Annotated in this window: 23 protein-coding genes; 22 read left to right on the plus strand and 1 reads right to left on the minus strand. The window is 46.3% G+C overall.

What is annotated here, in order from left to right; genetic code table 11:
• Positions 1-102 precede the first annotated feature (102 nt).
• A complete protein-coding gene (locus tag C3V36_09315) occupies positions 103-1,149 on the plus strand; it encodes a ribonucleotide-diphosphate reductase subunit beta (protein ID AVM69423.1) in 1,047 nt (348 codons plus the stop codon).
• Positions 1,150-1,157: 8 nt separating this feature from the next.
• Here the strand turns inward: C3V36_09315 and C3V36_09320 are convergent, their stop codons facing one another.
• Positions 1,158-1,430, minus strand: coding sequence for a hypothetical protein (locus C3V36_09320; protein ID AVM69424.1), 273 nt, complete (start codon positions 1,428-1,430; stop codon positions 1,158-1,160).
• 185 nt (positions 1,431-1,615) lie between these two features.
• Here C3V36_09320 and C3V36_09325 point away from each other — a divergent pair, with 185 nt between their 5' ends.
• From C3V36_09325 to C3V36_09425, 21 genes are all read left to right on the plus strand, one after another.
• The gene (locus tag C3V36_09325; protein ID AVM69425.1) at positions 1,616-3,088 is read left to right on the plus strand and encodes an ABC transporter substrate-binding protein; all 1,473 of its coding nucleotides are present in this window, start codon (positions 1,616-1,618) and stop codon (positions 3,086-3,088) included.
• A gap of 125 nt (positions 3,089-3,213) precedes the next feature.
• Complete coding sequence (locus C3V36_09330) at positions 3,214-4,158, plus strand: sugar ABC transporter permease (protein AVM70504.1); 945 nt, start codon at positions 3,214-3,216, stop codon at positions 4,156-4,158.
• 9 nt (positions 4,159-4,167) lie between these two features.
• A complete protein-coding gene (locus tag C3V36_09335) occupies positions 4,168-5,040 on the plus strand; it encodes a carbohydrate ABC transporter permease (protein ID AVM69426.1) in 873 nt (290 codons plus the stop codon).
• Between the two features lie 55 nt (positions 5,041-5,095).
• Positions 5,096-6,949 carry a hypothetical protein gene (locus tag C3V36_09340; protein ID AVM69427.1) on the plus strand — a complete coding sequence of 618 codons (1,854 nt, stop codon included), beginning with the start codon at positions 5,096-5,098 and terminating at the stop codon, positions 6,947-6,949.
• Positions 6,825-7,736, plus strand: a complete 912-nt coding sequence (locus C3V36_09345) for a DNA-binding response regulator (GenBank protein AVM69428.1) — start codon at positions 6,825-6,827, stop codon at positions 7,734-7,736. The genes C3V36_09340 and C3V36_09345 overlap by 125 nt, the downstream gene beginning before the upstream one ends.
• Positions 7,737-9,773, plus strand: a complete 2,037-nt coding sequence (locus C3V36_09350; protein AVM69429.1) for an alginate lyase — start codon at positions 7,737-7,739, stop codon at positions 9,771-9,773.
• A gap of 115 nt (positions 9,774-9,888) precedes the next feature.
• The gene (locus tag C3V36_09355; GenBank protein AVM69430.1) at positions 9,889-11,334 is read left to right on the plus strand and encodes a DUF92 domain-containing protein; all 1,446 of its coding nucleotides are present in this window, start codon (positions 9,889-9,891) and stop codon (positions 11,332-11,334) included.
• Between the two features lie 148 nt (positions 11,335-11,482).
• The gene (locus C3V36_09360; protein AVM69431.1) at positions 11,483-12,697 is read left to right on the plus strand and encodes a glycosyltransferase family 4 protein; all 1,215 of its coding nucleotides are present in this window, start codon (positions 11,483-11,485) and stop codon (positions 12,695-12,697) included.
• Positions 12,685-13,329 carry a hydrolase gene (locus C3V36_09365; protein AVM69432.1) on the plus strand — a complete coding sequence of 215 codons (645 nt, stop codon included), beginning with the start codon at positions 12,685-12,687 and terminating at the stop codon, positions 13,327-13,329. Before C3V36_09360 ends, C3V36_09365 begins: the two co-directional genes overlap by 13 nt.
• 456 nt (positions 13,330-13,785) lie before the next feature.
• Entirely contained in the window at positions 13,786-15,249 is a 1,464-nt protein-coding gene (locus C3V36_09370) for a PTS ascorbate transporter subunit IIC (GenBank protein ID AVM69433.1), read from the plus strand.
• 66 nt (positions 15,250-15,315) lie between these two features.
• Positions 15,316-15,762, plus strand: coding sequence for a PTS sugar transporter subunit IIA (locus tag C3V36_09375; protein ID AVM69434.1), 447 nt, complete (start codon positions 15,316-15,318; stop codon positions 15,760-15,762).
• Positions 15,763-15,921: 159 nt separating this feature from the next.
• Positions 15,922-16,986, plus strand: a complete 1,065-nt coding sequence (locus tag C3V36_09380) for an L-ascorbate 6-phosphate lactonase (protein AVM69435.1) — start codon at positions 15,922-15,924, stop codon at positions 16,984-16,986.
• A gap of 191 nt (positions 16,987-17,177) precedes the next feature.
• Positions 17,178-17,456, plus strand: coding sequence for a PTS ascorbate transporter subunit IIB (locus tag C3V36_09385; GenBank protein ID AVM69436.1), 279 nt, complete (start codon positions 17,178-17,180; stop codon positions 17,454-17,456).
• Positions 17,457-17,464: 8 nt separating this feature from the next.
• Positions 17,465-18,118 carry a 3-keto-L-gulonate-6-phosphate decarboxylase gene (gene ulaD / locus C3V36_09390; protein ID AVM69437.1) on the plus strand — a complete coding sequence of 218 codons (654 nt, stop codon included), beginning with the start codon at positions 17,465-17,467 and terminating at the stop codon, positions 18,116-18,118.
• Position 18,119: 1 nt separating this feature from the next.
• Positions 18,120-18,968, plus strand: coding sequence for an L-ribulose-5-phosphate 4-epimerase (locus C3V36_09395; protein ID AVM69438.1), 849 nt, complete (start codon positions 18,120-18,122; stop codon positions 18,966-18,968).
• Positions 18,968-19,663 (plus strand): L-ribulose-5-phosphate 4-epimerase, encoded by a 696-nt coding sequence (gene araD / locus C3V36_09400; protein AVM69439.1) that lies wholly within the window; start codon positions 18,968-18,970, stop codon positions 19,661-19,663. The genes C3V36_09395 and araD overlap by 1 nt, the downstream gene beginning before the upstream one ends.
• Positions 19,664-19,882: 219 nt before the next feature.
• Positions 19,883-20,830: a hypothetical protein gene (locus tag C3V36_09405; protein ID AVM69440.1), complete on the plus strand. Its 948-nt coding sequence runs from the start codon at positions 19,883-19,885 to the stop codon at positions 20,828-20,830.
• Between the two features lie 401 nt (positions 20,831-21,231).
• Entirely contained in the window at positions 21,232-22,254 is a 1,023-nt protein-coding gene (locus C3V36_09410) for a tripartite tricarboxylate transporter substrate binding protein (GenBank protein ID AVM69441.1), read from the plus strand.
• A 127-nt stretch (positions 22,255-22,381) separates the two neighbouring features.
• Positions 22,382-22,855 (plus strand): hypothetical protein, encoded by a 474-nt coding sequence (locus C3V36_09415; GenBank protein AVM69442.1) that lies wholly within the window; start codon positions 22,382-22,384, stop codon positions 22,853-22,855.
• Positions 22,856-22,868: 13 nt separating this feature from the next.
• Positions 22,869-24,353 (plus strand): C4-dicarboxylate ABC transporter permease, encoded by a 1,485-nt coding sequence (locus C3V36_09420; GenBank protein ID AVM69443.1) that lies wholly within the window; start codon positions 22,869-22,871, stop codon positions 24,351-24,353.
• A 166-nt stretch (positions 24,354-24,519) separates the two neighbouring features.
• Complete coding sequence (locus tag C3V36_09425) at positions 24,520-25,401, plus strand: hypothetical protein (protein AVM69444.1); 882 nt, start codon at positions 24,520-24,522, stop codon at positions 25,399-25,401.
• Positions 25,402-25,476: the final 75 nt, after the last annotated feature.

Below are 25,476 nucleotides of genomic sequence, written 5' to 3' on the forward strand. Positions count from 1 at the left end.
CACAGAGCGCAAAGCGTTGTGCGGGACAGGGCATACGCCCGGTTTAAACAGACTGTGTTGTTAAGCGGGGAAAGAGGAGAACATAAGGAAAGGAGATCATCTATGGATAATAAAATTACTAGAAAAGCGTTGTTTAATGAAAAGGGTGATATTGAGCTGAGCAAACGGCGGCTGATTAACGGCAATACCACCAATTTAAATGATTTTAACAATATCAAATATAGCTGGACGAGCGATTGGTATCGGCAGGCGATGAATAATTTTTGGATTCCGGAAGAAATCAATATGAGCCAGGATGTCAAGGATTACCGGCTGCTGGATGAGGCGGAAAAGACAGCGTATGATAAAATTTTATCATTTCTGATTTTTTTAGACAGTATTCAAACGGCCAATTTGCCCAATATCAGTGAATATATTACCGCCAATGAGGTCAATTTATGTTTAAATATTCAGACCTTTCAGGAAGCGGTGCATTCGCAAAGCTACGGCTATATTTTAGACAGTATCTGCTCGCCGGAGGAAAGAACGGAGATTCTTTATCAGTGGCGGGATGATCCGCACTTGCTGGCCAGAAATAAGTTTATCGGCGACCTGTACAATGAGTTTTATGAGGAAAAATCGCCGTGGCTTTTGGCCAAAACCATGATTGCCAACTATATTTTGGAAGGAATTTATTTTTATTCGGGCTTTATGTTCTTTTATAATTTGGGCAGAATGGGCAAAATGCCCGGCACCGTGCAGGAAATCCGCTATATCAACCGGGATGAAAACACGCATTTGTGGCTGTTCCGGTCAATGCTGCTGGAGTTGAAAAAAGAAGAGCCGGAGCTGTTTACCGAGGAAAAGGTGGCGGTGTACAAGGCGATGATAAAGGAAGGGGCGGAGCAGGAAATCCGCTGGGGTCAGTATGTGCTGGATAACAAGATTCCGGGGCTGACCAATCAGATGGTGGAGGCCTATATCAAGTATTTGGGTAATCAGCGCAGTATGGCGCTGGGATTTGGCCCGATTTATGATGAGTATCAAACCGAGCCGGATGCGATGAGCTGGGTTAGCGAGTACTCCGATCCCAATCAAATCAAGACGGATTTCTTTGAAGGCAAGCCAAGTGCTTATTCCAAGGCGGCAGTGATTGAGGATGATTTGTAGATGACAGTTTAGGCGAGTATAGATATATATTTTACAGCAGACAAGCAGATATTTGAGCTGATGCGACCGGAAAGCAAGGTTTTCACGGAAAGTGTTCGGCATAAATATCTGCTCGTTTGATGTCCGCCGGAATAATCGCTGAGATATTGAACTTTTGAATTGATATTATTTGCCTGATAAACCGAGAAAAAAGGGGAATTTAACAGCAATATGCCCGATTTTCTTTTACGAACAGAAACAAACTGAAAAAAACAACTGATAAAACCTAAAATTTTAAACATAATTCCTGATATATTGCCTTTACTTATCATCGAAAATTGATAAAATAAAAATATACAAGGTTTTCTTGGTTTCCTGTTTCTGGCAACTTGACTTTGACTTAGTTTAAAGACAGAAAAAGGTGCATTTAAGATGAAACAAAGAAAACCGGAAACCGGCAGTCAGCAATTTAACAGGAGGGTAGGATATGAAGCCACGGGCAATTTTAAAACTGATCGCAGCAGTAATGTGTATAACATTCCTTTTGGGCGGATGTTCAGGGCAAAGCAGCGGAGATAAGAAAACAGAGGAGACAGCTAAAGAGGCAACGGGGGATAAGACCGGCACAACCGGACAAACAGACGCGGCCGATCAGCAGAAAGAAAAATCGGAGCAGACCAAAACGGTTATTAATATTTGGTCCAAAGACCGGCATGATGCTAAGTATGTGCAGGCCAAGGTTGATGAATACAATCAAAAACATCAGGATGTCGAGGTCGTTTATACTTTATACACGGATAATTATCTGCAGGCGGTTGATTTAGCCGCTCAAAACGGAGAGCTGCCGGATGTCCTGGTGTTTCAGGAAATGGTATTTGAAAAATATTTAGCACAGGGACAATGGCTGGATCTGTATCCTTATATGGATGATGACATGAAGAAATATTTTGCCGACGTAATATTTGAAGGCTTAAATGAATTGGACGGCAAGCTATATTTTATTCCAACCACCGGTACGACTTGCCGCTTGTTCTACAATAAGGAAATTTTAGAGCGGGCCGGAATTGCCCAGCCGCCGAAAACGATGGAAGAGGTTTTAGAGGACGCGCGCAAGATCACCGCCCAGCTGAAGGGCGAGGGGATCTATGGCTTTGCTGCCAATATGAAAAGCGCCGCTTCGGCATTAAACCGTTCCATGCTGATTGGCCTGCAAAGAGAAACCGGCACGGTCAATGGCTATAATTTTAAGGAAGGAAAATACGATTTCTCGGTGTGGAAAGATGAGCTTTTACTGTGGAAAGAGTTGCTGAAAGAGGATTCAGCTATGCCGGGCTGTGAGTCTTTGGATATTGATCCCCTTCGGACACAATTCGCTGCCGGAAAAATCGGCATGTATTTTTCTTATTCTCATGCCGAGCCGGGAGTTTACGCTAATCAATTCCCGATGGATTCGGCTAAATGGGATGCGGTTCCGATTCCGACAATTGGCGGCAAAGAAGTAGGCAAACAAAACTTTGGAGCGACCTCCGCTTATTTGATCAATGCCAAGAGCGCTAATGTGGAAAAGGCTTTTCAGGTTTATAAGGAACTATTTACTTCGGAGGACTATCTGCGGGGATATTATGAAAGCGGCTGCGGTGTCAGCATTATTCCGGCGATTGTCGCCAGTGCCAATCCCAGTGATGATTTTAAAAATAAGGAATGGCTGCGCATCAACCCGGATATAGACGCGATTATGCCGAAAGATCCAAGTCGGGCTTTTGCATCGGGAGTGATTGTTGAAGGCGAAGATATGTTTAAAGTGGCTGAGTCTGTTTATTACGGTGACGCCGATGTTGATCAGGCTTTGGCTGATTTAACCGAGCGCTATAACAAGGCTTATCAGGAGGCGGTTAAAAACGGCAGTGCACATGAAATTAAATGGCCGGATTATGATCCGATGAAACCAACTCTGAAATAAAAAGTTAGGGAACTGCCGCGTTCTGTCATAATTTCAGCTCTGAGTCAGGCTCAGTACAGACGCTGAAATCGGGACGCGGCAGCCTTTTTAGAAGGAGACAGCATATGAAGGCTCAAAAACGAAAATTGCGGCCTGCCAAAAGCCGGAATCTTGTTGGCAAACAAGCAAGCAAAAAAATCAGGGAAAATATTGATTCCTATGTATTTATGCTGCCCAATTTGATTTTATTTATTTCCTGCTCGCTGTATCCGGTTTTGTGGGCGCTGAAATATGTATTTTATCAATATGGCGGCTATGGCAGCGGCGAGATTCGATTTGTCGGTTTGGCTAATTTGGAACGAATTTTTCGGGACAAAGTTTATTGGGAAAGTCTTGGCCGGACATTTATTTATGGCTTTGGCAAGGTGGGCATCATTATTCCGCTGGCTTTTCTGCTGGCTTATTTTTTAAATGAAAACAAAAAGTTTCATACAGCGGCGCAAAGCATTATTTTTTTACCGACCATCATGAGTTCGGCGGTGATGGGGCTGGTTTTTTACCTGCTGTTTAACGCCTATAACGGTGAGATTAATAAAATGCTGATGACCGGCGGCATTATCAATCAACCGATTAACTGGCTGGGCAAGCGCCATGCCATGAAAACTTTGGTTTTAACCGCAATTTGGGGAGGTCTGGGCAATTACATGGTTTATTTTATTGCCGGGATTCAGCAGGTATCGACAGAAGTAATCGAAAGTGCTAAAATAGACGGAGCAGGCCGGATAAAAACCATCTGGTATATCCTTTTGCCGATGCTGGGGCCGGTGCTTAAAATTATTTTAATGCTGGCGATTACGTCGGCCTTCAGCGATATTTCCAATGTTATGGTTTTGACCGAGGGTGGGCCGAACAATCAAACGATGGTGTCATCTTTGTATAATTACCGTTATTTTTTTCCGGTGTCAGCAACTGAATCAACGGTTCCCCAATACGGCTACGGTGCGGCTGTCAGTGTGATGACTGCGTTTGTGGCGGGGCTGGTAACTTTGCTTTATCTGAAAATTGCCCGTAAATTGGATGACATTTATTAGGAGCAGCCGATGGAAAAAATTAGACCAAAACAGAAAAAGGTTTTCCGGCCGGGAAAAATAGCAGCGGCGGGAGTCCGGTATGCTTTTGTGCTGGCGATGATGGCGTTTACTCTTTATCCGGTGATTTATACTCTGGTCGGTTCGTTTAAGACAAACGCGGAGCTGACGCAGGGAGTCAGTTTTTTCCCCAGTGAGTGGCAGCTTCAGAATTATTATCACGCTTTTGTGGAGGCGGATTTTCTTCGCTATTCCGTTAACAGCTTGATTGTATCCGGCTCTGTTATGGCTTTGGCGATGCTGACTTCCTCGTTGGCGGGTTTTGCTATGGCCAGATGCAGTTTCGCCGGAAAAAAACTTTGGCTGGCGCTTTACTTATCGATGATGTTTGTTTCGCTGGGGTCGATTACTTTGTATCCGATTTATGGGATTATGCGCGCCTTCAATTTGCATAAAAGTTTGTTGGGCTTAATCTTAACAATGACCGGCGGGCAAGCGGCCAATGTTTTTTTGATTATGGGCTTTATTAAGTCGATTCCCCGCCAGCTTGATGAGGCGGCAATCATTGACGGCTGTTCGGTTTATCAGGTCTATGGCCGGATCATACTGCCGTTAATTAAGCCGATTTTAGGTGTAGTAGCTTTATTTTCTTTTCGCAATACCTGGAATGATTATATTACCGGTTTGATCATGACCATCGGCGCACCGCAGCTGAAAACCCTGACGGTGGCGGTGGTTCAGCTGAAGTATTCGGTCAATGCAGCGGCTGAATGGCATATTATGCTGGCGGGAGCTTCGATTGCAATCATTCCCATTCTACTGGTCTATTTGCTGGCCAGCCGCAGTTTTATTGCCGGGCTGACAGCCGGAGCTATGAAGGGATAGATCGCGCGGTGACAGAGGGCTGCAAAATTCCGACCCAGTGCCGAAAAGACAGTTCATGGACATCTTGGGGAGAACATCAATGCGGACAGGAGAGAAAATGAAAGTTCAGATCAGAAACCTAAAGTTCCGAAATCAAATATTGCTGATATTTATGATGGTTTTTATCCTGATTGCAGCCGGCAGCGGCTTGGCGTTTTATCATTTGGCGGCGGCCAGCAGTATTGAAACGTTTTCTCTTAGCGCGGAGAGCAGTCTTGCGCAAATGGAAGATACTTTAAATACCCGGCTGCAATTCATTGCCCAAAGAGCGGAAACGATGCTGATTAATTCCAACTTTCATCTGGCCCTGGAAAATTATGTGGCAGATAAGGATTTGGCCTCGCGGATTCGGGCGCAAGATGCGATTAGTATGTATTTAAAGGATTTTGAACAGGGTGAGCCTTTGATTTCGTCATCTTATCTATATACCAGCAATGGGGCAATCGATACTTATATTCATTTTAGGCGCATGGAGTTTGACTTTTTAAGTTCACTGTTTCCGGCGGCTTATCAAACGGGACAAGAATCAGCAGTTCAGTATCTGGCCCCGATGCAGGATATTATTTTTCAGGGGGAAAGACAGGTGCTGCCCTGTATTCGGCGATTTACTTTGCAAAACAGCTCTAAATGGCAATATTTTATTTATCAGCTGGATATAGAGAACTTAAAAGCCTTGGTGATGGGCAAGGACCATTTTTTTGATGAGGTTCTGATTTTGGATGACCAAGGGCGGATTCTATGGGGTGAGTTTCCGCTGAAAGAGGAAACGGCGGTGCTTCTCTCCCGGGGAGAGGAACAGGATATTATCTGGAATGGCAAAGAATATTTAGTCAAGTATGCCGAATTGTCAAAAAATCGGTGGCGGGTTTATGGTCTAAAGTCGAAAGCAGAACTGCTGGCTAATCTGAAAAACTTACGTGCCAATATTTTGATGACACTGCTGTTTTTATTTGCTTTGATTTTACCGGTACTTTATTGGCTGGTGTATCGGCTGACCGACGCGCTCAGCAGTTTGCAAAGCAAGATGAATGAGGTGGAAAAAGGCGATTTATCCGTTCGTTTTTATTATCCTTATGAAAATGAAGTTGGGAATTTGGTCAGAAGCTTTAATTATATGCTGGATGAAATTCAAAGAATGGTGGGTAAGCAGGAAATAATGATTGATTCCCTGCGCCGGGAAAAAGAACGGATTACCCAGATTCAAAGCCAAAAAAGAAAATCGGAATTGCAGGCGCTGCAAGCGCAGATTAATCCTCATTTTTTATATAATACATTAAATACGATTACCTGGCAGCTGGCGGATAAGGGCGATGCGGAAGGCAGCCGGATAGCCAGTGAGTTGGGAAAGTTTTTTCGGCTTAGTTTAAGCCGGGGAGCGGAGCGGGTCAGTCTGGCGGATGAACTGGAGCATGTTCGCTCTTATTTGTGGATTCAAAGCATTCGCTATCAGGATAAGCTGAATTACCGGATAGAGGCGGCACCGGAGCTTTTAAACGGCATGGTTTTAAAGTTGATTTTACAGCCGCTGGTGGAAAATTCGATTTATCATGGGATTAAGGAAAAAGAAGGCAAGGGTGAAATTGTTGTGACCGCGTCCGCCTTTTGGCGCAGGTCAAGAAAAATGCTTTGTTTACAGGTAACGGATAACGGCATCGGAATAGAAGCAAACAGACTGGCGGACATAAATCATCGCTTGCGCTGCGGAGAACGCGGCGCGCAAAAGGGATATGGAATTTATAATGTAAATGAAAGGATTCGCTTGTTTTACGGTGATCTGTTTGGTTTGTCCTATGAAAGCCCGGCCAAGGGAGGTCTTAAGGCGACGATTATCATTCCGTGGCATTTACCGGAGGAAAAAGAAAATGTATAAGGTTTTACTTGCCGATGATGAAGGATTGGTCAGGGAACTGCTGAAAAAGAACCTAGAATTAAGCGGCTTGCCGGTTCGGGTGGTGGCAACGGCCGGAAATGGCCGGGAAGCGCTGCAAAAAGCGGAGGAATTAAGACCGGATATTGTAATTGCTGACATTGTCATGCCGTTTATGAATGGCTTAGAATTTTTGGGCCAGTTGCAAAAGAAAAATTTAGCGGTTAAAACATTGATTATCAGCGGTTATGATGAGTTTGAATATGCCCAGAAAGCAATTTCGCTGGGAGTAAGTGAATATTTGCTCAAGCCCTTTTTGCCGCAGGAGTTGTTTGCCGCCGTGCGTAAAATTATTGACCGGTTGGAGCAGAAAGAGGAAATGACGGCGAATCCGGACGCGGAAACCGCAAACGGCCAAGAAACGGGGCAAACGGAAACAGCCGACAGGAAAGACCGGCAGGCAGTCAGAGCGGTTCGGGCGGCGCAGGCTTATATCAAGGAGCATTTGCAGGACGGACGGCTGTCAATTGATGAGACGGCGGAAGTAGTGCACTTCAGTGTCAGTTATTTAAGGCAGATTTTCAAGGAAGTAACCGGCGATAATTTTAATGAGTACCTGATTCGGCAAAGAATGGAGAAAGCGGCAGAGCTTTTAGGCACAACTTCACTTAAAATTCAGGAAATTGCGGAGGCGTGCGGCTACGATGACCAGCGCTATTTTGCCAGCAGCTTTAAAAAACAGTATGGCTGTACGCCGACAAAGTTTAAAACAGACCGGAGGAATGAATAAATGTTTCAATTTACCGAATTACAACAAGCAGAACTGCGGCAGCGGCAGATGCGGTTTCCGCAGGCGATGGCTGAAAGCCGGGCGGCGGCAGAGGCTTTTTGCCGGCAGGAGTTATTGATTCCGGCATCGGGAATTGCCAATTGGACTTTATATTATTATTGCCCGGATTGCTCCGTGCAGCTGCACTTTGATCGAAACCGGCCGCAGGCACATACCTGCCCCAGCTGCGGAAAAGTTTACCGGGGGGAGCCATATGACAGCGCCTGGTGGGGACTGGTAAATGATGAAAACCGGCGGGCGGCGTATCATCTGGCAATTACTTGGTTGCTGACCGCAGAGCCGCACTATGCCGAAAGAGCAAAACAAATCTTGCTGGGCTATGCCGAAAATTATGCTGATTATCAGGTGCATGGCGATATTCCCTATAATGGGCCGGGGCGGGTTGGCGCGCAGACTTTGGATGAGGCTAATTTTCAAAGGACGATGGCAATGGCGTATGATATTGTGCAGACAGTGATGACAGAGGCGGAAAGAGACTGTGTCAGAGAACAACTGCTTTTGCCGGCGGCTGATTTTTTGCGGCAGCACCGGACGCCGCAGCTGCATAATCATGAAGTTATCATTGATTCGGCGATGGCGGTGATTGGTATTTTATTTCAAAAGGAAGAATATATTTTACCGGCCTTGTATGGGAAATATGGATTGTACGACCAGCTGGAGAAGGGTGTGCTGGCTAACGGAATGTGGTTTGAAGGGGCGTTTAGCTATCATTTTTACGCACTGGCCAGTTTTTTTGAATATGAAAAGTTTGCTCTAAATACGAAGTACAGCGGGATTACGCACCCCAATTATCGTAAAATGATTGAGATGCCGGCGCCATATTGGCAGGCGGGGCAAGGCTTTCCGCTGCTTAATGATGCCAATTTCGGCCATGAAAAGCAATGGCAGGCCTTGTATGAGTTTGCTTATGCTAAGCTGGGCGGGGAAGCGGCGGCTTTTTTACTGCAAACATGCTATCAGCAGAAAGAAAGGGATAATCTGGAGGCGCTTTTATATGGAGCGGAGGTGCTTCCGCCTGTAAAAAAAGAATGGGGTAATTTTCATTTGCCGGCCGGCAGCAGCGGGCATACTGTTTTGCGGGCAAAAGACGGACGTTATTTGCTGTTTAAGCATGATTGTTACGGCGGAGAACATGATCATTATGACCGGCTGGGAATCAGTTATTGGGCGTTTGGCCGGCAAGTATCGGCGGATTTGGGAACGACGGGCTATGGGGCTAAACTTCACTATGATTACTATAAAAATACGGGCAGCCATAATACGGTGATGATTGGCGAGCAGAATCAGGCGCCGGTGAATGCGGTTTTGACCCGATATGAGGAAAAGGACGGTGCAGTTTATGCCGAAGCGGCGGCAGATTGGGAAAAACCTTATCAGATGCCGGACAGCTTTACTATTCGGCAGTGGTCGGAAGAGGATTATCAAAATGTCAAAATGAAGCGGCAGCTGATTTGGATGGAGGATTATTTTATTGAAGTTTTTTGGGTCTGGGATATTCCGGCGGGAAAGAGTGCCGACTGGATTATGCATTTTAACGGTGAGCGAATGAACGCGGCCGAGGGTGTGCCGGCGGAAAAAGGGTATTTCCGGGCCAGACCGTTTCAGCATCTGAAACGGATAGAATTAACGCAGCCGCAAGCTGGCACCTATGTTCGGGAGTATTGCGGAGGCGGGATTAAAAGCCGGGTTTTTGGACTTGCCAATGGACAGCAGGTTTTTGATGCCTATGGACCGGATAATCCATCGGTCAAAGAGGCCGCTTATTTAATTGAGCGCCGCTTCGGCAGCAGGATGTTGGCGGCACATGTGATTGAAAGCTGGCGGGAGAAGGCAAAAATAAAGGAGGTCAGTTTTCATAACGAAAATGACTTGTTAAAAGTAGAGGTTGTTATGGGGGAAAGCAAACGCTGTTTCGAGTTTGGTCTGGCAGAGGGGAGCGGTGGCTTGACAGCCGGGAAGCCGGATTTTATTGTTTGAGAAAATTTATTTAAATTTAGCTAAATTGACAATTCCTGTTTTGTATACTATAATTGCAGCAAGTGGGGAAGTGTTTTTTCGGGTTACAAAAAAGGCTTAGGATTTGGAGTGAATCATGCGAAATTGGCTGGCCTTGGGCTATTCTTTCGGCTATGTATTTTTGGTTTTGGTGCTGGCTGAGATCGTGGGCAGGAAAATAAAAAGCAAGCAAATCAGTCGGAAAATCATACATATCTTATGCGGCAACTGGATTGTGATTGCATTTACCTGTTTTGACAGTTTGTGGGCGGCGGTGATTCCACCGATTAGTTTTATTTTTATCAATTATATGTCTTATCGCAAAGACCTGTTTCAGGCAATGGAAGGGAAAAAGTCAATGGGAACGGTTTATTACGCCGTATCGCTTTTGGTGCTGACGGTTTCCGGCTGGCTTTTAAAGTTTCCGGCCATGGCCTATACCGGTATTTTGAGTATGGCTTACGGCGACGGGCTGGCGGCGGTTTTAGGAGAAAAGTTCGGCAGCTGGAAATGGAACAGCGGACGTGATTCCAAAAGTTATATCGGCAGCGCGGCTGTTTTTGTGCTGAGTGCGGGAGCGGCGCTTGGGGTCAGTATATTTTTTGATTTGCCGCAGGCTTTGCCGATTGCGCTGCTGTGCGGGGCGTTTGCGTTATATGTGGAGCTCTATGGTCACAACGGCTGCGATAATCTGTCTTTGCCGATTGGTACGGCTACGCTTTATTACTATTTTCATATTTTGCGGATCAGAGGGGAACAAAATGAATTTTGGCTGATTGCCGGAATTACGCTGATTATTTTAGTCGCGGCTTTGTCGCGGGATTCGATTACGGAAAACGGAGCCGGAGTGGCTTTTTTGGTGGGGATATTGGTTTTTGCCGGAGGCGGGTTTGGGCTTTACGGCGGATTGATTTTGTTTTTTATCATTGGTTCGGTGACCAGTAAGTTTAAAAAGCAAAAGAAAAAGGATAACGAAAAGCTTCAGCAAAGAACCGGAGCCCGCAGCTGGGTTCAGGTGCTGGCCAATTCGGCGGCCATTATAGCGGTGCTGTGGCTGGGACAGCTTTCGAATGAGCAGCGGGTGGCTTTTTTGTCCGCTTTTTCCGTTTTGGCAGCAGCGGCGGCCGATACCGTTTCTTCTGATTTGGGAATGCTGACCAGGGGCAAAACTTTTTCGATTTTGACCGGAAAACCGGTGACCAAAGGCTTATCCGGCGGGGTTTCCGTTAAGGGCTTGGTTTCCGGCTTTTTGGCAGCAGTGGCCTTGGCACTGCCTTTGATGGTGAGATATCACTGGCGGGAAGTACTGGCGGTGATTGGCTGCGGCTTTTTAGGGACAATTGTTGACAGTATTTTGGGTGATCGGTTACAGGTCAAATATCAGGCGGAAGACGGGACTTTAACGGAGGTACGGCTGGCCGGGGACGGAAGAGAACGTCCGAAAATCAGAGGCTTTCGCTGGATCAATAACGACGCGGTCAATCTGATTACTTTGTTTTTTGTTGCCCTGGTGTCATTTTGGCTGTTTACTGAAATTTTGTAGAGTCGGGCAGAAATACAGGAATTGTCCGGCAGGGCTCAGATTGGGAAATATTTAGGAAAAAAGGAATCACACGGAAAAGTATCTTTTCGCTTGGGAATTTGCTCAATTGGTTGGGAAAACAGCTTCAATCGTGCAGAAAGGAGATTCTATGAGAGTTGCATTATTTACCGAAACTTATCTTCCGCAGATTAACGGAGCAGTGACACATATTAAGATGCTCAAGGACGGCTTGAACGCGCTGGGTCATCAGGCGATTGTGGTTGCGCCCAAAGCTGTCAAGGAATATTCTTTGACGGATGACGAACTGATTTGCCCGGGATTGCCGCTGAAAAAGCTGTATAATAATAATTTGGCGGCACCGTACAGCCGAAAACGAGAGGAGTATATCCGCCGCTTTAAGCCGGATGTGATTCATATCCACAATGAGTTCGGCATGGGCTTTTCGGCGTTGAAAATGGCTAAAAAGCTAAATGTTCCGCTGATTTATACTTTGCATTCGGAATATAATAAATATTTATTTTATATTGCTTTTCCGGGAGCACAGCATTTGGCGGAAAAGCTGTCGCATAAGTATATGGCTCATTTTGCCAAAAATGCCGATGCGATGATCAGTCCGTCGGCGAAAGCACAGGAATATTTGAAAGAGATTGGCGTTGACCGTGAGGTGATTGTCATTCCCAACAATGCCGATGTTGATACTTTTTCGGCCGATCACCGGGATGAGAAAAAACGGAATGAGCTGCGGGACAGTTTGGGCACACCGCATTCCGCTCTGGTTTTCTGCTTTGTCGGCCGGATTGGCAAGGAAAAGAGCATTGATGATTTGATTGATTTTTGGGCAGCGGCTGAAATCCCGACCGGCCGGGCGGAGCTGTGGATTATCGGTGACGGGCCGCAGCTGGAAGAACTCCGGTCAAAGGTAAAAGCGGATGGTTTGGACAGTTCGGTTCGCTTTTTAGGCAGCATGGAGCATGGGCAGATTCCGCAGTACTTATGGGCGGCGGATTTTTACGCGACAGCGTCGCTGTCGGAAATGCACTCGGTTTCCATGCTGGAAGCAATGGCGGCCGGACTGCCGGTCTTGCAGAGATTGGATGAGCAAAATCTGTCGCAGATTAAAGAAGGGGTTAATGGTCATATTTATAAAGATGGTGCGGATTTTAAAGCAAAAGTTCAGCACCTTTTAACCATGTCCGATGCGGAAATCAAGGAGTTTCAAAAGCGGACGGCCGATTCGATGAGGGCGCACGGCAAAGAGGAATTGGCGCGCAAGGTACTGGAAGTTTATGAAACGGCCATCCAAAATAAAAAGCGGGAAAAGAAGAAAAACGGCAAAAGTTTTTGGGACAGATGGCGGCGATGAAAAAATATATTGCGGATTTGCATTTTGGGCATGAAAAGGTAATTGCCTTTGACGGCCGTCCTTTTGAAAATGCGGCGCAGATGGATGAGGAAATGATCCGGCGTTGGAATCAGGCGGTCGAAAAAAAGGATGAGGTTTATATTTTAGGCGATTTTGCCTATCGGAGTGAGCATGATTATGTTTGGTATCTAAGTCGCCTAAACGGCAAAAAACATTTAATTTTGGGCAATCATGATTACCGGATTTTAAAGGATGAGGCGGCGCAAAGTTACTTTCAGTCAATTCATCATATGCTGAGTGTGCGCGATGAAAATAGGGAGTTGATACTTTGCCATTATCCGATGTTGGAATGGCGCGGCTATTTTCGGGGAAGCCTGCATATTTTTGGCCATATTCATGAGGCCTGTCATGCCATGTACGAACATATCTGCCGGCAGCCCAATATGCTCAATGCCGGCGCCAGTGTGATTGGCTATCAGCCGGCGACTTTGCCGGAGCTGATTCAGTATAATATCGGTTACAAAAGTCGTTTGGCTGCTGCCTTGGCGGAAAAGCATGGAATTCGCCGGGAGAGCGACAGCACTTCGGCAGAGGAGATAACGGCACAAGCGGAAGAAGATGCAGAAAAATAGGCTATTAAAAGGAAAAACAAGAAAAAGTACGCGGGGTTGGTCTGCGTGCTTTTTTGATATGAGGATTTAGATTGTATTATCATAAAACAGAATAGAAAGTTTTGTAAGAATTTCATAAATAGGCTTCGCTTTTTTAGGGAAAAATTTATTAGTAAACCGAAATGAGTGAAAAAAATTTCAAAATTGAAAACTCCATATACAAATGTTCTAAAATTTGCTAGAATAGAGTTGATGAATCATCTGCAGATAATTCAGCCGAGGATTAGCGGCAGTTTTGCCGCTTAATGAGTAGCATACAGCCATAAGAGCAGGGATTGCTTTATGGCCATGTTTGGCGTGAAGAAGCGTTAAGCAACAATCAACAAAAACCAAGCAAAGCTTCCGGGTCTCTGATTGAGATTTCAGCCTGCCGCAGGGCAAAAGGCAGGGGAAGCGGAGGAAGAAAAGGAGAATAGTATGGTAGTGGAGCTATTTAGGGAGTTTGTCAATAAGTTTTTAGGACAGGCTCCTTTGATGTTGGGATTTGTGGTATTCATCGGATACTTGTTATTGAAAAAAGAATGGTATGTAGCCTTGTCCGGTTTTATTAAAACCTTTGTCGGCTTTAAGATTCTGCAGGTTGGTACCGGTGGTCTGGTATCGACCTTTAAACCGATTATTGAAAAGCTTTCTGCTACCTATGGTTTTTCTGCTAAGGTGATTGACCCTTACTTTGGGCAGGCTTCGGGCGAAAAGATATTGGACGCGGTCGGTTCGCTGACCAATGTCGGCTATGTGATGCTGATTGCCTTTGCTTGGAATATTTTGCTGGTTGCGTTTCGCAAGCAGACCAAAATTCGGACTTTATTTATTACCGGGCATATCATGTATCAGCAATCGGTTGTGCTGCTGTGGGCTTTGTACTGGGTAATTGAAGGTGCCACCGGTGCGCCGGTGTCGATGATGCTGACAGTGGTAACCGGCTTTTTGCTGGGAACTTACTGGTCGGTGATGAGCAACCTGATTATTGAACCGACGCAGGAAGTAACCGACGGCGGCGGATTTACCATTGGCCATCAGCAAATGCTGGGTGCGTGGTTTGCTTACCGGCTGGGCAAGTATGTCGGTGACAAGAAGCATAATGTTGACCATACCGAAGCGCCGGGATTTTTCTCGATTTTTAATGACAACGTTGTGGCGAATGCCTTAATTATGACGGCCTTTGTTGGAACGATTATGGTTATTTTAGGCAAGGACGCTTTTACCGGAGTCAATGCCGAGGGCGTAAAATACGGCTATGATCAGTCAAAATACTGGTTCGGCACGTATATTTGGGAAACGACCGCTTACTTTGCCGTATACATTACGGTAGTACTGACCGGTGTGCGTATGTTTGTAGCGGAACTGACCACTTCGTTCCAGGGCATTTCCGACCGGCTGCTGAAAGGTTCGGTACCGGCGGTTGACTGTGCGGTTACTTTCGGTTTTTCGCCGCAGGGGCCGACTTATGGCTTTATTTTTGGCTTTATTGGGCAATTACTGGCGATTTTGACGCTGGCCTTTGTAGTCAAAGGGAATGTATTGATTATTGCCGGTTTTATCTGCCTGTTCTTTGATAACGGTACTTTGGCAGTTTTTGCCAATAAATCCGGCGGTCGTCGGGCGGCAATGATTATTCCGTTTATTTCCGGCATTATTCAAGTATTCGGTTCCGCGCTGGTCTTGTCCTTCCTGCTGCCGGCTGCCGAGCCGATGAACAGTCTGGTTGTCGGCTGGATGGGTATGTTTGACTGGGCAACGCTGTGGGCCGGGACAACAATCTTATCCAAATGGGTCGGTATTGTTTTGCCGATTGCGCTGATTCCTCTGATGCTGATTATTCCGCAGCTGCAGTATAAACGGCATAAGGACACCTATTTTACGACCATGAGAGATGAATAAAGACAAAGGGGCAGGTATGCCCCTTTTCTTGAATGAAATAAAGCACACCGAAAAGAGGAGGGAAAAATGGAAGGATTTGAATTAACCACACAATTAGTTCGATTTGAAAAATCGGCCAAAGATTGGGAAGATGCGATTCGGATCGCAACAAAGGACTTACTGGCGGGCGGTTATATTAAAGAATCTTATGTAGACGGCATCATTGATTGCGTCAAAGAGTTCGGGCCGTATATTGTAATTGCGCCGGATATCGCTCTGCCGCATGCCCGTCCGGAAAAAGGGGCGATCAAACCCGGTTACAGCGTGACCCGGTTTGAAGAACCGGTGGCTTTTGAGGCGGACGGTTCAGCCAATGCCCGATTGTTCATTTCTCTTTCCTGCGTGGAAAGCGATACGCATATTTTGGTGCTGCAGGAGATTGTCGGCATTTTATCGGATGAGGAAAAAAAGAATATGCTGTTTGAAACGGATGATGCGGCAGAAATCGTGAAGGCTTTTCACCCGCAGAATTAAAGGGAAAAGTTGGCTTGGGCTGATTATAAATAGCCATTGCTTAACGCCCGCATCTGTAATTTGACGGCATGTCAATGAATGGCTTAGCTGAGCGGTAACTTTGTTAGCCAAAAAGCGAAACTGTCAACTCAGTAAATTGATGAATGAAAGGAAGTAAGAATGAGTAAAATTGATACAATTACAAGAGAAAGCTGGATTTTAAGCGTATTTCCCGAATGGGGAACCTGGCTGAATGAAGAGATTGAAGAAGAAGTCGTAGCACCGGGTACCTTTGCCATGTGGTGGCTGGGCTGTGTCGGCCTGTGGGTTAAAACCGAAAACAATACCAATTTGTGTATTGACTTATGGGTTAAAACCGGCAAAAGGACAAGAAAAAATAAATTGATGGCCGAGCAGCACCAGCATCAGAGAATGATTGGCTGCGTGGCTTTGCAGCCGAATCTGCGGAATGTACCGGTAGTGATTGATCCGTTTGCCATTCGGCAGGTTGATGCCATCATGGCAACGCATGATCACGGCGACCATATTGATGAAAATGTGGCGGCGGCGGTAATTCAAAACTGTGACGCATCGGTTAAGTTTATCGGCCCGAAAACCTGTGTTGATTTGTGGACGGGCTGGGGAGTTCCGGCTGACCGCTGTATCGTGGCGAAACCGGGGGATGTCATTACGGTTAAGGACACAAAGATTTCGGTGGTGGAAGCATTTGACCGGACAGAACTGGTGACGGCCCCCAAGGGCGTGATTTTAAAGGATAAAATGCCGCAGGATATGGATGAAAGGGCGGTTAATTATGTGATTGAAACGCCGGGCGGTACGATTTATCACAGCGGCGACTCGCATCATTCCAATTATTTTGCCAAACATGGCAATGATTTTAATATTGATGTGGCGCTGGGCGCTTACGGCGAAAATCCGAGAGCAATGACGGATAAGATTACGGCTGAGGATATCCTGAGAATGGCGGAAAACCTGAAATGTAAGGTAATTATTCCGGTGCATCACGATATTTGGACGAACTTCTTAGCCGACCCGAGGCTGATTTTAGAGATTTGGAACTTTAAGAAAAACCGGTTGAAATATCAGTTTAAGCCGTATATTTGGCAGGTTGGCGGCAAGTTTGTCTGGCCGCGGGATAAGGACGACTTAGAGTTTATGTTTGATCGCGGCTTCCATGATGCCTTTACGATTGAACCGGATTTGCCGTTTAAGTCGTTGCTGTAATTGGCAGATTGCGGGGTAAAGCGGGCCTTAACTGTTGTGTGTCAAGGCGGATAGGCGGCCTGCATCGCATGAAAATGAGAAATCGGAAACATTAAATAAAAAACAAGCGGACAAGGCGCGGCCTGCCGGGGCAGGGCGCGCTTCACCGCGCAGAAAATGAATGAATCGGAAGAGTATGAAGGAGGATTCAAATGTTAAAAGTATTAGCGGCTTGCGGTAATGGTATGGGTTCCAGTATGATTATTAAAATGAAGATTGAAAAGATATTAAAGGAAATGGGCAAGGATTGCAGTGTCCACCATGCCAGCGTGGGCGAAGCCAAGACGCAGGCCAAAGATTTTGATGTGGTGATGGTGTCGCATATGTTTGCCAAGGATTTCAGCGTACCGGCGAATGTAAAGGTAATCGGTCTGATTAATTTATTGGATGAAAAAGAAATTCGCACCAAATTGGAAGAAGCGTTAAGTTAGGAGGCAATATGAAACCAAAATTACAGGTAGCTTTGGATAATACTTCGTTACAAGACGGACTGGCAGCGATTCGTGAGATTGGTGATGTGATTGACGTGATTGAAGTGGGCACGATTTTGCATGTTGCGGCTGGGCTAGAACCGGTGCGCTGCCTGCGGGCGTTGTACCCGGATAAGATTATTTTAGCTGATATCAAGGGCGCGGATGCCGGCAGCCTTTTGGCCAAGCAATGCTACGGCGCGGGCGCGACGTGGATGACGGCGATTTGCTGTGCAGAGCTGGCAACAATGAAGGGTATGCTGGAAGTGGCGAAAAGTATGGACGGCGAGCGCGATGTTCAAATCGAACTGTACGGAGACTGGACCTATGAGCAGGCCCAGGGCTGGCTGGACGCCGGACTGAAACAGGTGGTTTACCATCGCTCCCGGGATGCGCAGGCAGCCGGTAAAAACTGGGGCGAGGCCGATTTGCAAAAGATTGGCAAGCTGTGCGATATGGGCTTTTTGGTCACGGTGACCGGCGGCTTAAATGTAGAAGATATTGAACTGTTTAAGGATTACCCGATTTACTGCTTTATTGCCGGCCGGGGAATTCGGGATGCGCAGTGTCCGCGCAAGGCTGCGGAAGAGTTCCAGGCCACGATTGCCAAATACTGGAGTTAGTATGAAAAAGAATCCGATTGGAATTTATGAAAAGGCGATTCCCAATTGCTTTGATTGGGCGGATAAGATACGAATAGCCAAGGAGGCCGGTTTTGACTTTATTGAGATTTCAATTGATGAGTCGGACGAGCGGCTGGCCAGACTGAAATGGAGCAGGGAAACCAGGAAATACTTAAGGGAACTCTTGGCTGAGCAGGATTTTGAAATTCGGTCAATGTGTTTAAGTGCTCATCGTCGTTTTCCGTATGGCAGCAAAGAGGAGGGGGGTCGGCAAAAAGCGTATGAAATTATGACGCAGGCAATTCGTCTGGCTCAGGATTTAGGCATTCGCAATATTCAGTTGGCCGGTTATGATGTTTATTATGAACCGGCAGATGCCGAAACCAAGGCCAGATTTAAGGACGGATTAAGGCAGGCGGCCAAGGAAGCGGCGGCGGCCAATGTTATGCTGTCGATTGAAATTATGGATACGGAGTTTATTGGCACGATCAGCCGTTGTCTGGAGTATATTGATGAGATTGCTTCGCCGTGGCTGAAGATTTATCCTGACCTTGGCAATTTATCGCGGTGGACGGAGGATCCGGTCAGTGAATTAAAGCTGGGCTGGCAGCACATTGTAGCCATTCATTTAAAGGATACGCAGCCGAATGTGTTTAAATGTGTGCCGTTTGGCGAGGGAACGGTTGATTTTGCCGGCTTGCTGGCTCAGATTAAGGAATGGGAGTATACAGGACCGTTTTTAATTGAAATGTGGGCCGATAACCAAAAAGAAGTCAGCCGGGCAGAAGCGGCCGAGCAGATTAGGGCAGCAAAAGCATGGCTGAGTCAAAAGGCAGGAGGAATGTTTTAATGCTGGAAAAATTAAAGGAAGAAGTGCTGCTGGCGAATCTGGAGTTAAAAAAGCAAAATCTGGTTATTTTTACCTGGGGCAATGCCAGTGCGATTGATGATAAAACGCAATATGTGGTGATTAAACCCAGCGGAGTTGGCTATGATGAGATGAAAGCCGAGGATATGGTGGTGCTTGATTTGGACGGCAATGTCATTGAGGGGCGCTACCGGCCGTCGTCGGATACGCCGACGCATTTGGTGCTGTATAAAAAATATCCGGAAATAAAGGGTATTGTTCATACCCACTCGGAATGGGCGACCTCATGGGCGCAGGCCGGTCGGGATATTCCCTGCTACGGTACGACGCATGCGGATTATTTTTATGGGGCGGTGCCCTGCTGCCGGCTGCTGACGAAAGCAGAGATTAACTCGGCTTATGAGAAGGAAACCGGCAATGTGATAGTTGAAACCTTAACCGAAAGAAATATTAAGCCGCTGGAAGTACCGGGTGTGATTCTGACCGGACACGGGCCGTTTACCTGGGGTAAGAACGCAGCGGAAGCAGTGCATAATGCCAGAGTCTTAGACGAGATAGCCAAAATGGCGCTGCGCACCGAAGCCATCAACCCGAACATCAAACCGCTGCCGCAGGAACTGCTGGATAAGCATTATCTGAGAAAACACGGCAAAAACGCCTACTACGGGCAGATATGATATTTTAGCTTCGCTAAAATATCAGGCGACGTAGGATTTGCGAAGCAAATTCAGTCGCCAATTAGCTTTGCCAAAATCTCAGGCGACATAGGATTTGCGGAGCGAAGCCAAAATCTCCGGCTGCAGTGTTTGCGGCGTAAATTTAATCGCCATGTAAGGGGTGAAATAAGCCTTGAAACGGCGGAACGGTAAAATGGGATAGACAGAGTAGAGGGACTTATGAGCAAAAACGACGAGCAACAGCTGCTGATTGATGTGGCGGAAATGTATTATTTAGAGGATAAGACCCAGAGCGAGATTGCAAGGAGCCTTTATCTTTCCCGGCCAAAGGTGTCCCGGCTGCTGAAAAAGGCCAGAGAAAGAAAAATCGTGGAGATTATCATTCATTATGGCGATGATCCGTATCAGCAGCTGAGCCGTCGGCTGCGGCAGGCCTTTCGGGTGGATAAGGTAGTGATTACCAAAAGCTATGATGATGAGGAAAAGACGATTCGTGACTGCGGCCGGGCGGCGGCCGGAGAGCTGGCCAAGATTTTAAAAGACGATATGGTGCTGGGGATTTCCTGGGGCCGGAATATCAAGGCAATGGCCAAATATACGCCAAAGTCAAATCATCGGGATATCAAAGTGGTGGAGCTGTTTGGTGATATTCAGTCCGGGAGCGACCCGGAAAATGTCCGGCATGCAGGGCTCTTGCTGGCACAAAATCTAGGGGCGGAGTTGTATGGGCTGCATTGCCCTTTATACATCAATGACCCCAAAGCCAGAGAAGCGGTTAAGAATACACCGATTGTCCGCAACACGCTGAATATGATTCAAAACTGCGATGTGATTATCAGCGGAATTGGTCATATCGGCAATGCCACTTCGCTGGCAATTTGGGATAATTATATTGATTCCGATATCCAGTCGCAGATTATCAAAGCCAATGGCGTCGGTTTTTTATGCGCTCATTTTTTTGACCAAAACGGCGAGTTTTTGGATTTGCCGATTAATCGGGAAGTGATAGGCGTGGATATTGAAACGATGAAAGCCAAGCAAAATATTTTGGTGGCCGGCGGCCGGTATAAGACCCGGGCGATTCTGGCTCTATTGCAGGCAGGCGGCATCAATACCCTGATTACCGATGAAGAAAATGTAAAAGAAATACTGGCTGCAATTCAGTAAGGCCATATGTAATGCCTGAAATATTGATAAATTACTTGTGTACTGCGCCAATAGATATTTATGCCGGATACGACCGAAAATTTTGTTTTTATGGGAAGTATCCGGTATAATTATTTATTTGTCTAAACAGCAACAATATTGGGAGAGGCCGAAAAAAGAAGCTGGCAACCGGTAGCCCGCACCGCAGCAGTGAAAGAAATCAGAGAGAATGACCGGCGCTTTAAAGAAAAACGGAATAAAATCACAGCAAGAGACAAATAAGGGTTTGCAGAGGATAATCCTTATTTTTTATTGTGCCGGAAGAAAAAAGGATTGACGAAGTTTCAATTAAATGGTATTTTTTGAAAGGAAATATGCAAAGTTTTGACAGAACATTTCGTAATAGGAGAGAGCACCAAGAAATGAAAAAAGGAATTGTATGGCTATTATGTGCGGCACTGCTGGTGGGAATAACGGCGTGTCAAAACAGCGGAGATTCAGGAGCAGGCTATCCGAAAAAGGAAATTACAATGATTATTCCTTACGGAGCCGGCGGAACGACGGATGTGACCGGCCGGCAATTTGCTTTGGCGCTGGAAAAGCAGTTGGGCCAATCGATTGTCATTATCAATCAGTCGGGTGCGTCCGGTTCGGTCGGTACCAAAACGGTGCTGGATGCGAAACCGGACGGTTATACCGTTCTTTATACGGCGGATTCTTTGGGGACGCAAAAGGTAATGGGGATTTCGGATTACAGTTATGCTGATTTTTCACCGATTATGGCGGTGGTCGATGATCCCAAGGTAATTGTAGTAAATAAAAATTCAAATTACAACAGTTTAGAGGACTTAATCAATGACATGAAAGCGCGGCCGGGGAAAGTTAAAATGTCGTATACCGGCCCCGGTGGTTCCGGTCATGTTCAGGCGCTGATTTATAATCAGTTGGGACTGGAGATGGCTTTGACGGCGTATGCCAGTGGAGCGGAATGTATTACTGCTGTTTTGGGCGATCAGGTTGATTTTACCAATTCCAATTATTCAACGGTAACCGGTTATCTGGAAAGCGGCGATTTAAAACTGCTGGGTGTTTCAGCCAAAGAGCGTCTGGTGCAGCATCCGGATGTGCCGGCTTTGACTGAGGTGATGCCGGAAGCGGAAAAACATTTATCGATGCCGTTTACACCGCTGAGTCTGGTGGTGGATAAGGACTGCCCGGAAGAAGTAAAAGAGGTGCTTCGAAAAGCAGCTTTGGAAGCGGTTAAGGATAGCAAGTGGCAGGAATTTGTCAAGCAAAATAATCTGAAAGAACTCTATGTAGACTATCCGGAAATAGCCGACATTGAAAGCTTTTATCAAAGCTGGGAATCTTTAGTTTGCTGGCTGCTGTGGGACGCGGGTGCTGCTAAGAACGATCCGGCTCAGTATAATATTCCCCGGCCGTAAAAAATAGTTTGGTGCACCATTGGACCGATACTCCAAAATCGTTACGGTGCGGGCAAGCCGCTTGTAATTTGCCGATACTGTGCTGTATTACGAGCGGGGCGCTGAACAAGCAGATAGGGGGAGCAATATGAAAACTTTGAAAAATGAAAACTTGAAAAAAGAAGGAGTTCAATGTCTTTTGTTTTTCGCAATAGGAGCCGGTTTGCTGGTTTATTCACTTTATCAGCATAGCCGCTTTAACATTGATTGGGCCATGTCGCCGTATTTGTTTCCGCTGCTGATTTCAATTTTTTTGCTGCTGCTGGCGGTTGGCTTGGTGGCTGAAACGATTGGCAAGACTAAGGCGGAAACCGGCCAGGAGGAAACAAAAAGTAGCGGAAGCGCTTACCGGGGTAAGCTCCTGCTGTCTGTGGCCGGGATACTGGTCTATTATCTGGCTATGCCGTATCTTGGCTTTGTTTTTTCCAGCCTGCTGTTTTTGGCGGCAATGTTTTGGCTGCTGGGCGAAAGACGCTGGCAGTTGATTCTGCTGCTTTCGGCCGGAACTACTTTTATACTTTACGGCATCTTTCATGGACTTTTGCATGTCATGCTGCCGTAGAAAGGAGGAGGAAATGGGGATTTTAGATGTTTTAATGTATTTTGTCAATCCGCAGTTTATCCTCTTTGTTTTTTTGGGAGCTTTAACCGGTCTTTTGGTTGGGGCGATTCCGGGGCTGTCAGTCACGATGGCAACGGCGCTGCTGGTATCGGTGACCTACACATGGAATACATCAAATGCCATGGCGATGATCATGGGCGTTTATGTGGTCGGTGTTTTTTCCGGAGCCATACCGGCGATTTTAATTAATATTCCGGGAGCGCCGTCATCGGTGGTAACAACGCTGGACGGCTATCCGCTGGCAAAGCAGGGGAAAGCTTATACGGCTTTAAAATATGCGACGGTTTATTCTTTTGTCGGCAGTGTTTTCAGTTTTATTTTGCTGTGGCTGATGGCCCGACCGATTGCGGCGATTGCTCTGCGCTTCACGCCGATGGATTATTTTCTGCTGGCTTTGTTCGGACTGACAACGGTTGGTTCTCTGACGGCCAAAAGTTTTTCCAAGGGGCTGATCAGCGCGGCGGTTGGACTGATTATCAGTATGATCGGTATGGATTCGGTTATGGGGATTCCGAAGCTGACATTTGGCATTGCCGATTTGCGCTCGGGTGTATCAATCGTTCCGGTGCTGGTCGGTTTATTCGGTTTGTCGGAGGTACTGACGGTCATTGCTGAGGGAGATTCCGGTCAGATTTTAAAGATCAAAAAAGAAATTGTCAAGACACGGGATGTGTTAAAGCATTTAGGAATGTCGATGTATTACTGCCTGATTGGAACTTTAATCGGTGCGCTGCCCGGTGCAGGCGGGCCGGTGGCTTCTTTTATTGCTTACAGTCAGGCGACCAAACTGGTGAAGAAGCCGTCGGTACCATTTGGCGAGGGAGCGGTTGAAGGGATCGTGGCTAGTGAATCAGCCAATAATGCCGTCATCGGCGGAGCACTGATTCCGCTGCTGACTTTGGCGATTCCGGGCGATGCGGTTACAGCCGTTATCTTATCGGTTTTTTATGTGCATGGCTTACAGCCGGGGCCAATGTTTATTAAGACCAATCCGGCGATGTTTGCGGCGATTTTAGCGGGCGGGCTGATGGCCTGTGTTTTTTTGCTGCTGTTGGGTTTGGGACTGGGGCCGCGACTCAGCCGTTTGATTTCGATTCCCAAGAAAATCCTTCTGCCGATTGTAATTGTGCTGTGTGTCATCGGTTCTTTTGCCGGAAATAACCGGCTGTTTGATGTGCTGCTGATGTTTGTCTTTGGCCTGCTTGGTTTTTTTATGCGCAAGTACGGGTATTCGATTGCATCGATGACGTTGGCGGTGGTGCTGGGTGGCATGATGGATTCCAATTTCCGGCGGGCGGTTTCACTGGCCGTGTCGGAAGAAAATAAGCTGCTGGCTTTGTTTGGACGGCCGATTTCGATGGTGTTATTCGTTGTGACGGTTTTAACAATTGCTATGAATATTCCGGCGGTGAAAAGAAAGCGGCAGCGCAAAGGCTGATTCCCTGAAATGCATTTTGCAAAGGATAAAGATTTCTTGTTTCGGCGAATTGCAAAAGCTGCCAAAACTGCAGCAGAAAATTGGAGCGATCAAGGCTGTCCGAACAGGGTAAAACGGCATTAAAAGCAGAGGATGCAAAAGCAACCAGTTTACGGAAAGGGGGCTTATGGAGGTAATTCAATTAGCGGAAAAGCAAAAGGAACCCATTTTATACGAGGACGACAATTTTTCCCGGGGCAGATTCGAGGATGATGAATCTTTATATTTGGTGGACAGGGAAAAGCAAATAGCTTATCGACTGCCTGATAAGTATAAGGATACGCCTTGTTATGAGGGTGGCTATCAGGACGGCTTGATCAAAGTCAGCTTAATGGGTAAGATATCGCTTTCCTATTATCGGATATTTGGTGAACACGGCGGATTATGGGGCTGGATTGATATGCAGGGCGAAGAAGTCATAAAGCCGCAATATGCCTATGCCAGCGATTTTGAAAATGGGATAGCGATTGTCTGTCAGGCGGATTCCTGGTATGAGGATGAGCGGGGAAGGTACTGGTGCGATCATGAAAAATGGGGAGCGATCAACCGAAAGGGAGAGGAAGTAATTTCCTGTCAATACGATGAACTTCGGTTTATGGACAACATTTTTTATGATGAGGACGGCACCAAATATCTGTTGGCACATGCCGGCGGCTGGGAAAACGGAACGGATTATATTCTGAATGCATCAGGAGAAGTGTTTTTAGAGCTGGATTTTGAATTAGAAAGAAATTGGACTTATCCATATCATTTTTACTATGAGGAATTCATTATTTTGGAAACACTTGATTTTAGTATTGAAGATGAGGATATTGTCGAGTATGAGGAAAACGGGGAACAGTTTTGCAATAATGAGAGAATTTATATTTACGATATAAAAAATCGGGAATGGATTGCCTATTATGATAATTATAAGCTGCGGGAAAGCGGCGACAAGAAGCAGATCATTCGCTTACGGAACGGCGAGGAGAAGTTTATGCTGGAGATGCCCGAGGAGTATTTGCGGTAGAGCGGTATCTGTTGTCGAAACGGTATGTTACCGGCAAAGACAGTAAACTTATTGCAAGTTTGGCCGGAATAGGAT

The organism is Lachnospiraceae bacterium oral taxon 500 (assembly GCA_002999035.1).
Lineage (GTDB): Bacteria > Bacillota > Clostridia > Lachnospirales > Vallitaleaceae > W11650.

What these genes read in the sequence shown, in the direction of transcription:
- C3V36_09315 (AVM69423.1), top strand. Translation starts at nt 103, where the DNA reads ATGGATAATAAAATTACTAGAAAAGCGTTGTTTAATGAAAAGGGTGAT.
- C3V36_09320 (AVM69424.1), bottom strand. Translation starts at nt 1,430, where the DNA reads ATGTTTAAAATTTTAGGTTTTATCAGTTGTTTTTTTCAGTTTGTTTCT.
- C3V36_09325 (AVM69425.1), top strand. Translation starts at nt 1,616, where the DNA reads ATGAAGCCACGGGCAATTTTAAAACTGATCGCAGCAGTAATGTGTATA.
- C3V36_09335 (AVM69426.1), top strand. Translation starts at nt 4,168, where the DNA reads ATGGAAAAAATTAGACCAAAACAGAAAAAGGTTTTCCGGCCGGGAAAA.
- C3V36_09340 (AVM69427.1), top strand. Translation starts at nt 5,096, where the DNA reads ATGGACATCTTGGGGAGAACATCAATGCGGACAGGAGAGAAAATGAAA.
- C3V36_09345 (AVM69428.1), top strand. Translation starts at nt 6,825, where the DNA reads ATGAAAGGATTCGCTTGTTTTACGGTGATCTGTTTGGTTTGTCCTATG.
- C3V36_09350 (AVM69429.1), top strand. Translation starts at nt 7,737, where the DNA reads ATGTTTCAATTTACCGAATTACAACAAGCAGAACTGCGGCAGCGGCAG.
- C3V36_09355 (AVM69430.1), top strand. Translation starts at nt 9,889, where the DNA reads ATGCGAAATTGGCTGGCCTTGGGCTATTCTTTCGGCTATGTATTTTTG.
- C3V36_09360 (AVM69431.1), top strand. Translation starts at nt 11,483, where the DNA reads ATGAGAGTTGCATTATTTACCGAAACTTATCTTCCGCAGATTAACGGA.
- C3V36_09365 (AVM69432.1), top strand. Translation starts at nt 12,685, where the DNA reads ATGGCGGCGATGAAAAAATATATTGCGGATTTGCATTTTGGGCATGAA.
- C3V36_09370 (AVM69433.1), top strand. Translation starts at nt 13,786, where the DNA reads ATGGTAGTGGAGCTATTTAGGGAGTTTGTCAATAAGTTTTTAGGACAG.
- C3V36_09375 (AVM69434.1), top strand. Translation starts at nt 15,316, where the DNA reads ATGGAAGGATTTGAATTAACCACACAATTAGTTCGATTTGAAAAATCG.
- C3V36_09380 (AVM69435.1), top strand. Translation starts at nt 15,922, where the DNA reads ATGAGTAAAATTGATACAATTACAAGAGAAAGCTGGATTTTAAGCGTA.
- C3V36_09385 (AVM69436.1), top strand. Translation starts at nt 17,178, where the DNA reads ATGTTAAAAGTATTAGCGGCTTGCGGTAATGGTATGGGTTCCAGTATG.
- ulaD (AVM69437.1), top strand. Translation starts at nt 17,465, where the DNA reads ATGAAACCAAAATTACAGGTAGCTTTGGATAATACTTCGTTACAAGAC.
- C3V36_09395 (AVM69438.1), top strand. Translation starts at nt 18,120, where the DNA reads ATGAAAAAGAATCCGATTGGAATTTATGAAAAGGCGATTCCCAATTGC.
- araD (AVM69439.1), top strand. Translation starts at nt 18,968, where the DNA reads ATGCTGGAAAAATTAAAGGAAGAAGTGCTGCTGGCGAATCTGGAGTTA.
- C3V36_09405 (AVM69440.1), top strand. Translation starts at nt 19,883, where the DNA reads ATGAGCAAAAACGACGAGCAACAGCTGCTGATTGATGTGGCGGAAATG.
- C3V36_09410 (AVM69441.1), top strand. Translation starts at nt 21,232, where the DNA reads ATGAAAAAAGGAATTGTATGGCTATTATGTGCGGCACTGCTGGTGGGA.
- C3V36_09415 (AVM69442.1), top strand. Translation starts at nt 22,382, where the DNA reads ATGAAAACTTTGAAAAATGAAAACTTGAAAAAAGAAGGAGTTCAATGT.
- C3V36_09420 (AVM69443.1), top strand. Translation starts at nt 22,869, where the DNA reads ATGGGGATTTTAGATGTTTTAATGTATTTTGTCAATCCGCAGTTTATC.
- C3V36_09425 (AVM69444.1), top strand. Translation starts at nt 24,520, where the DNA reads ATGGAGGTAATTCAATTAGCGGAAAAGCAAAAGGAACCCATTTTATAC.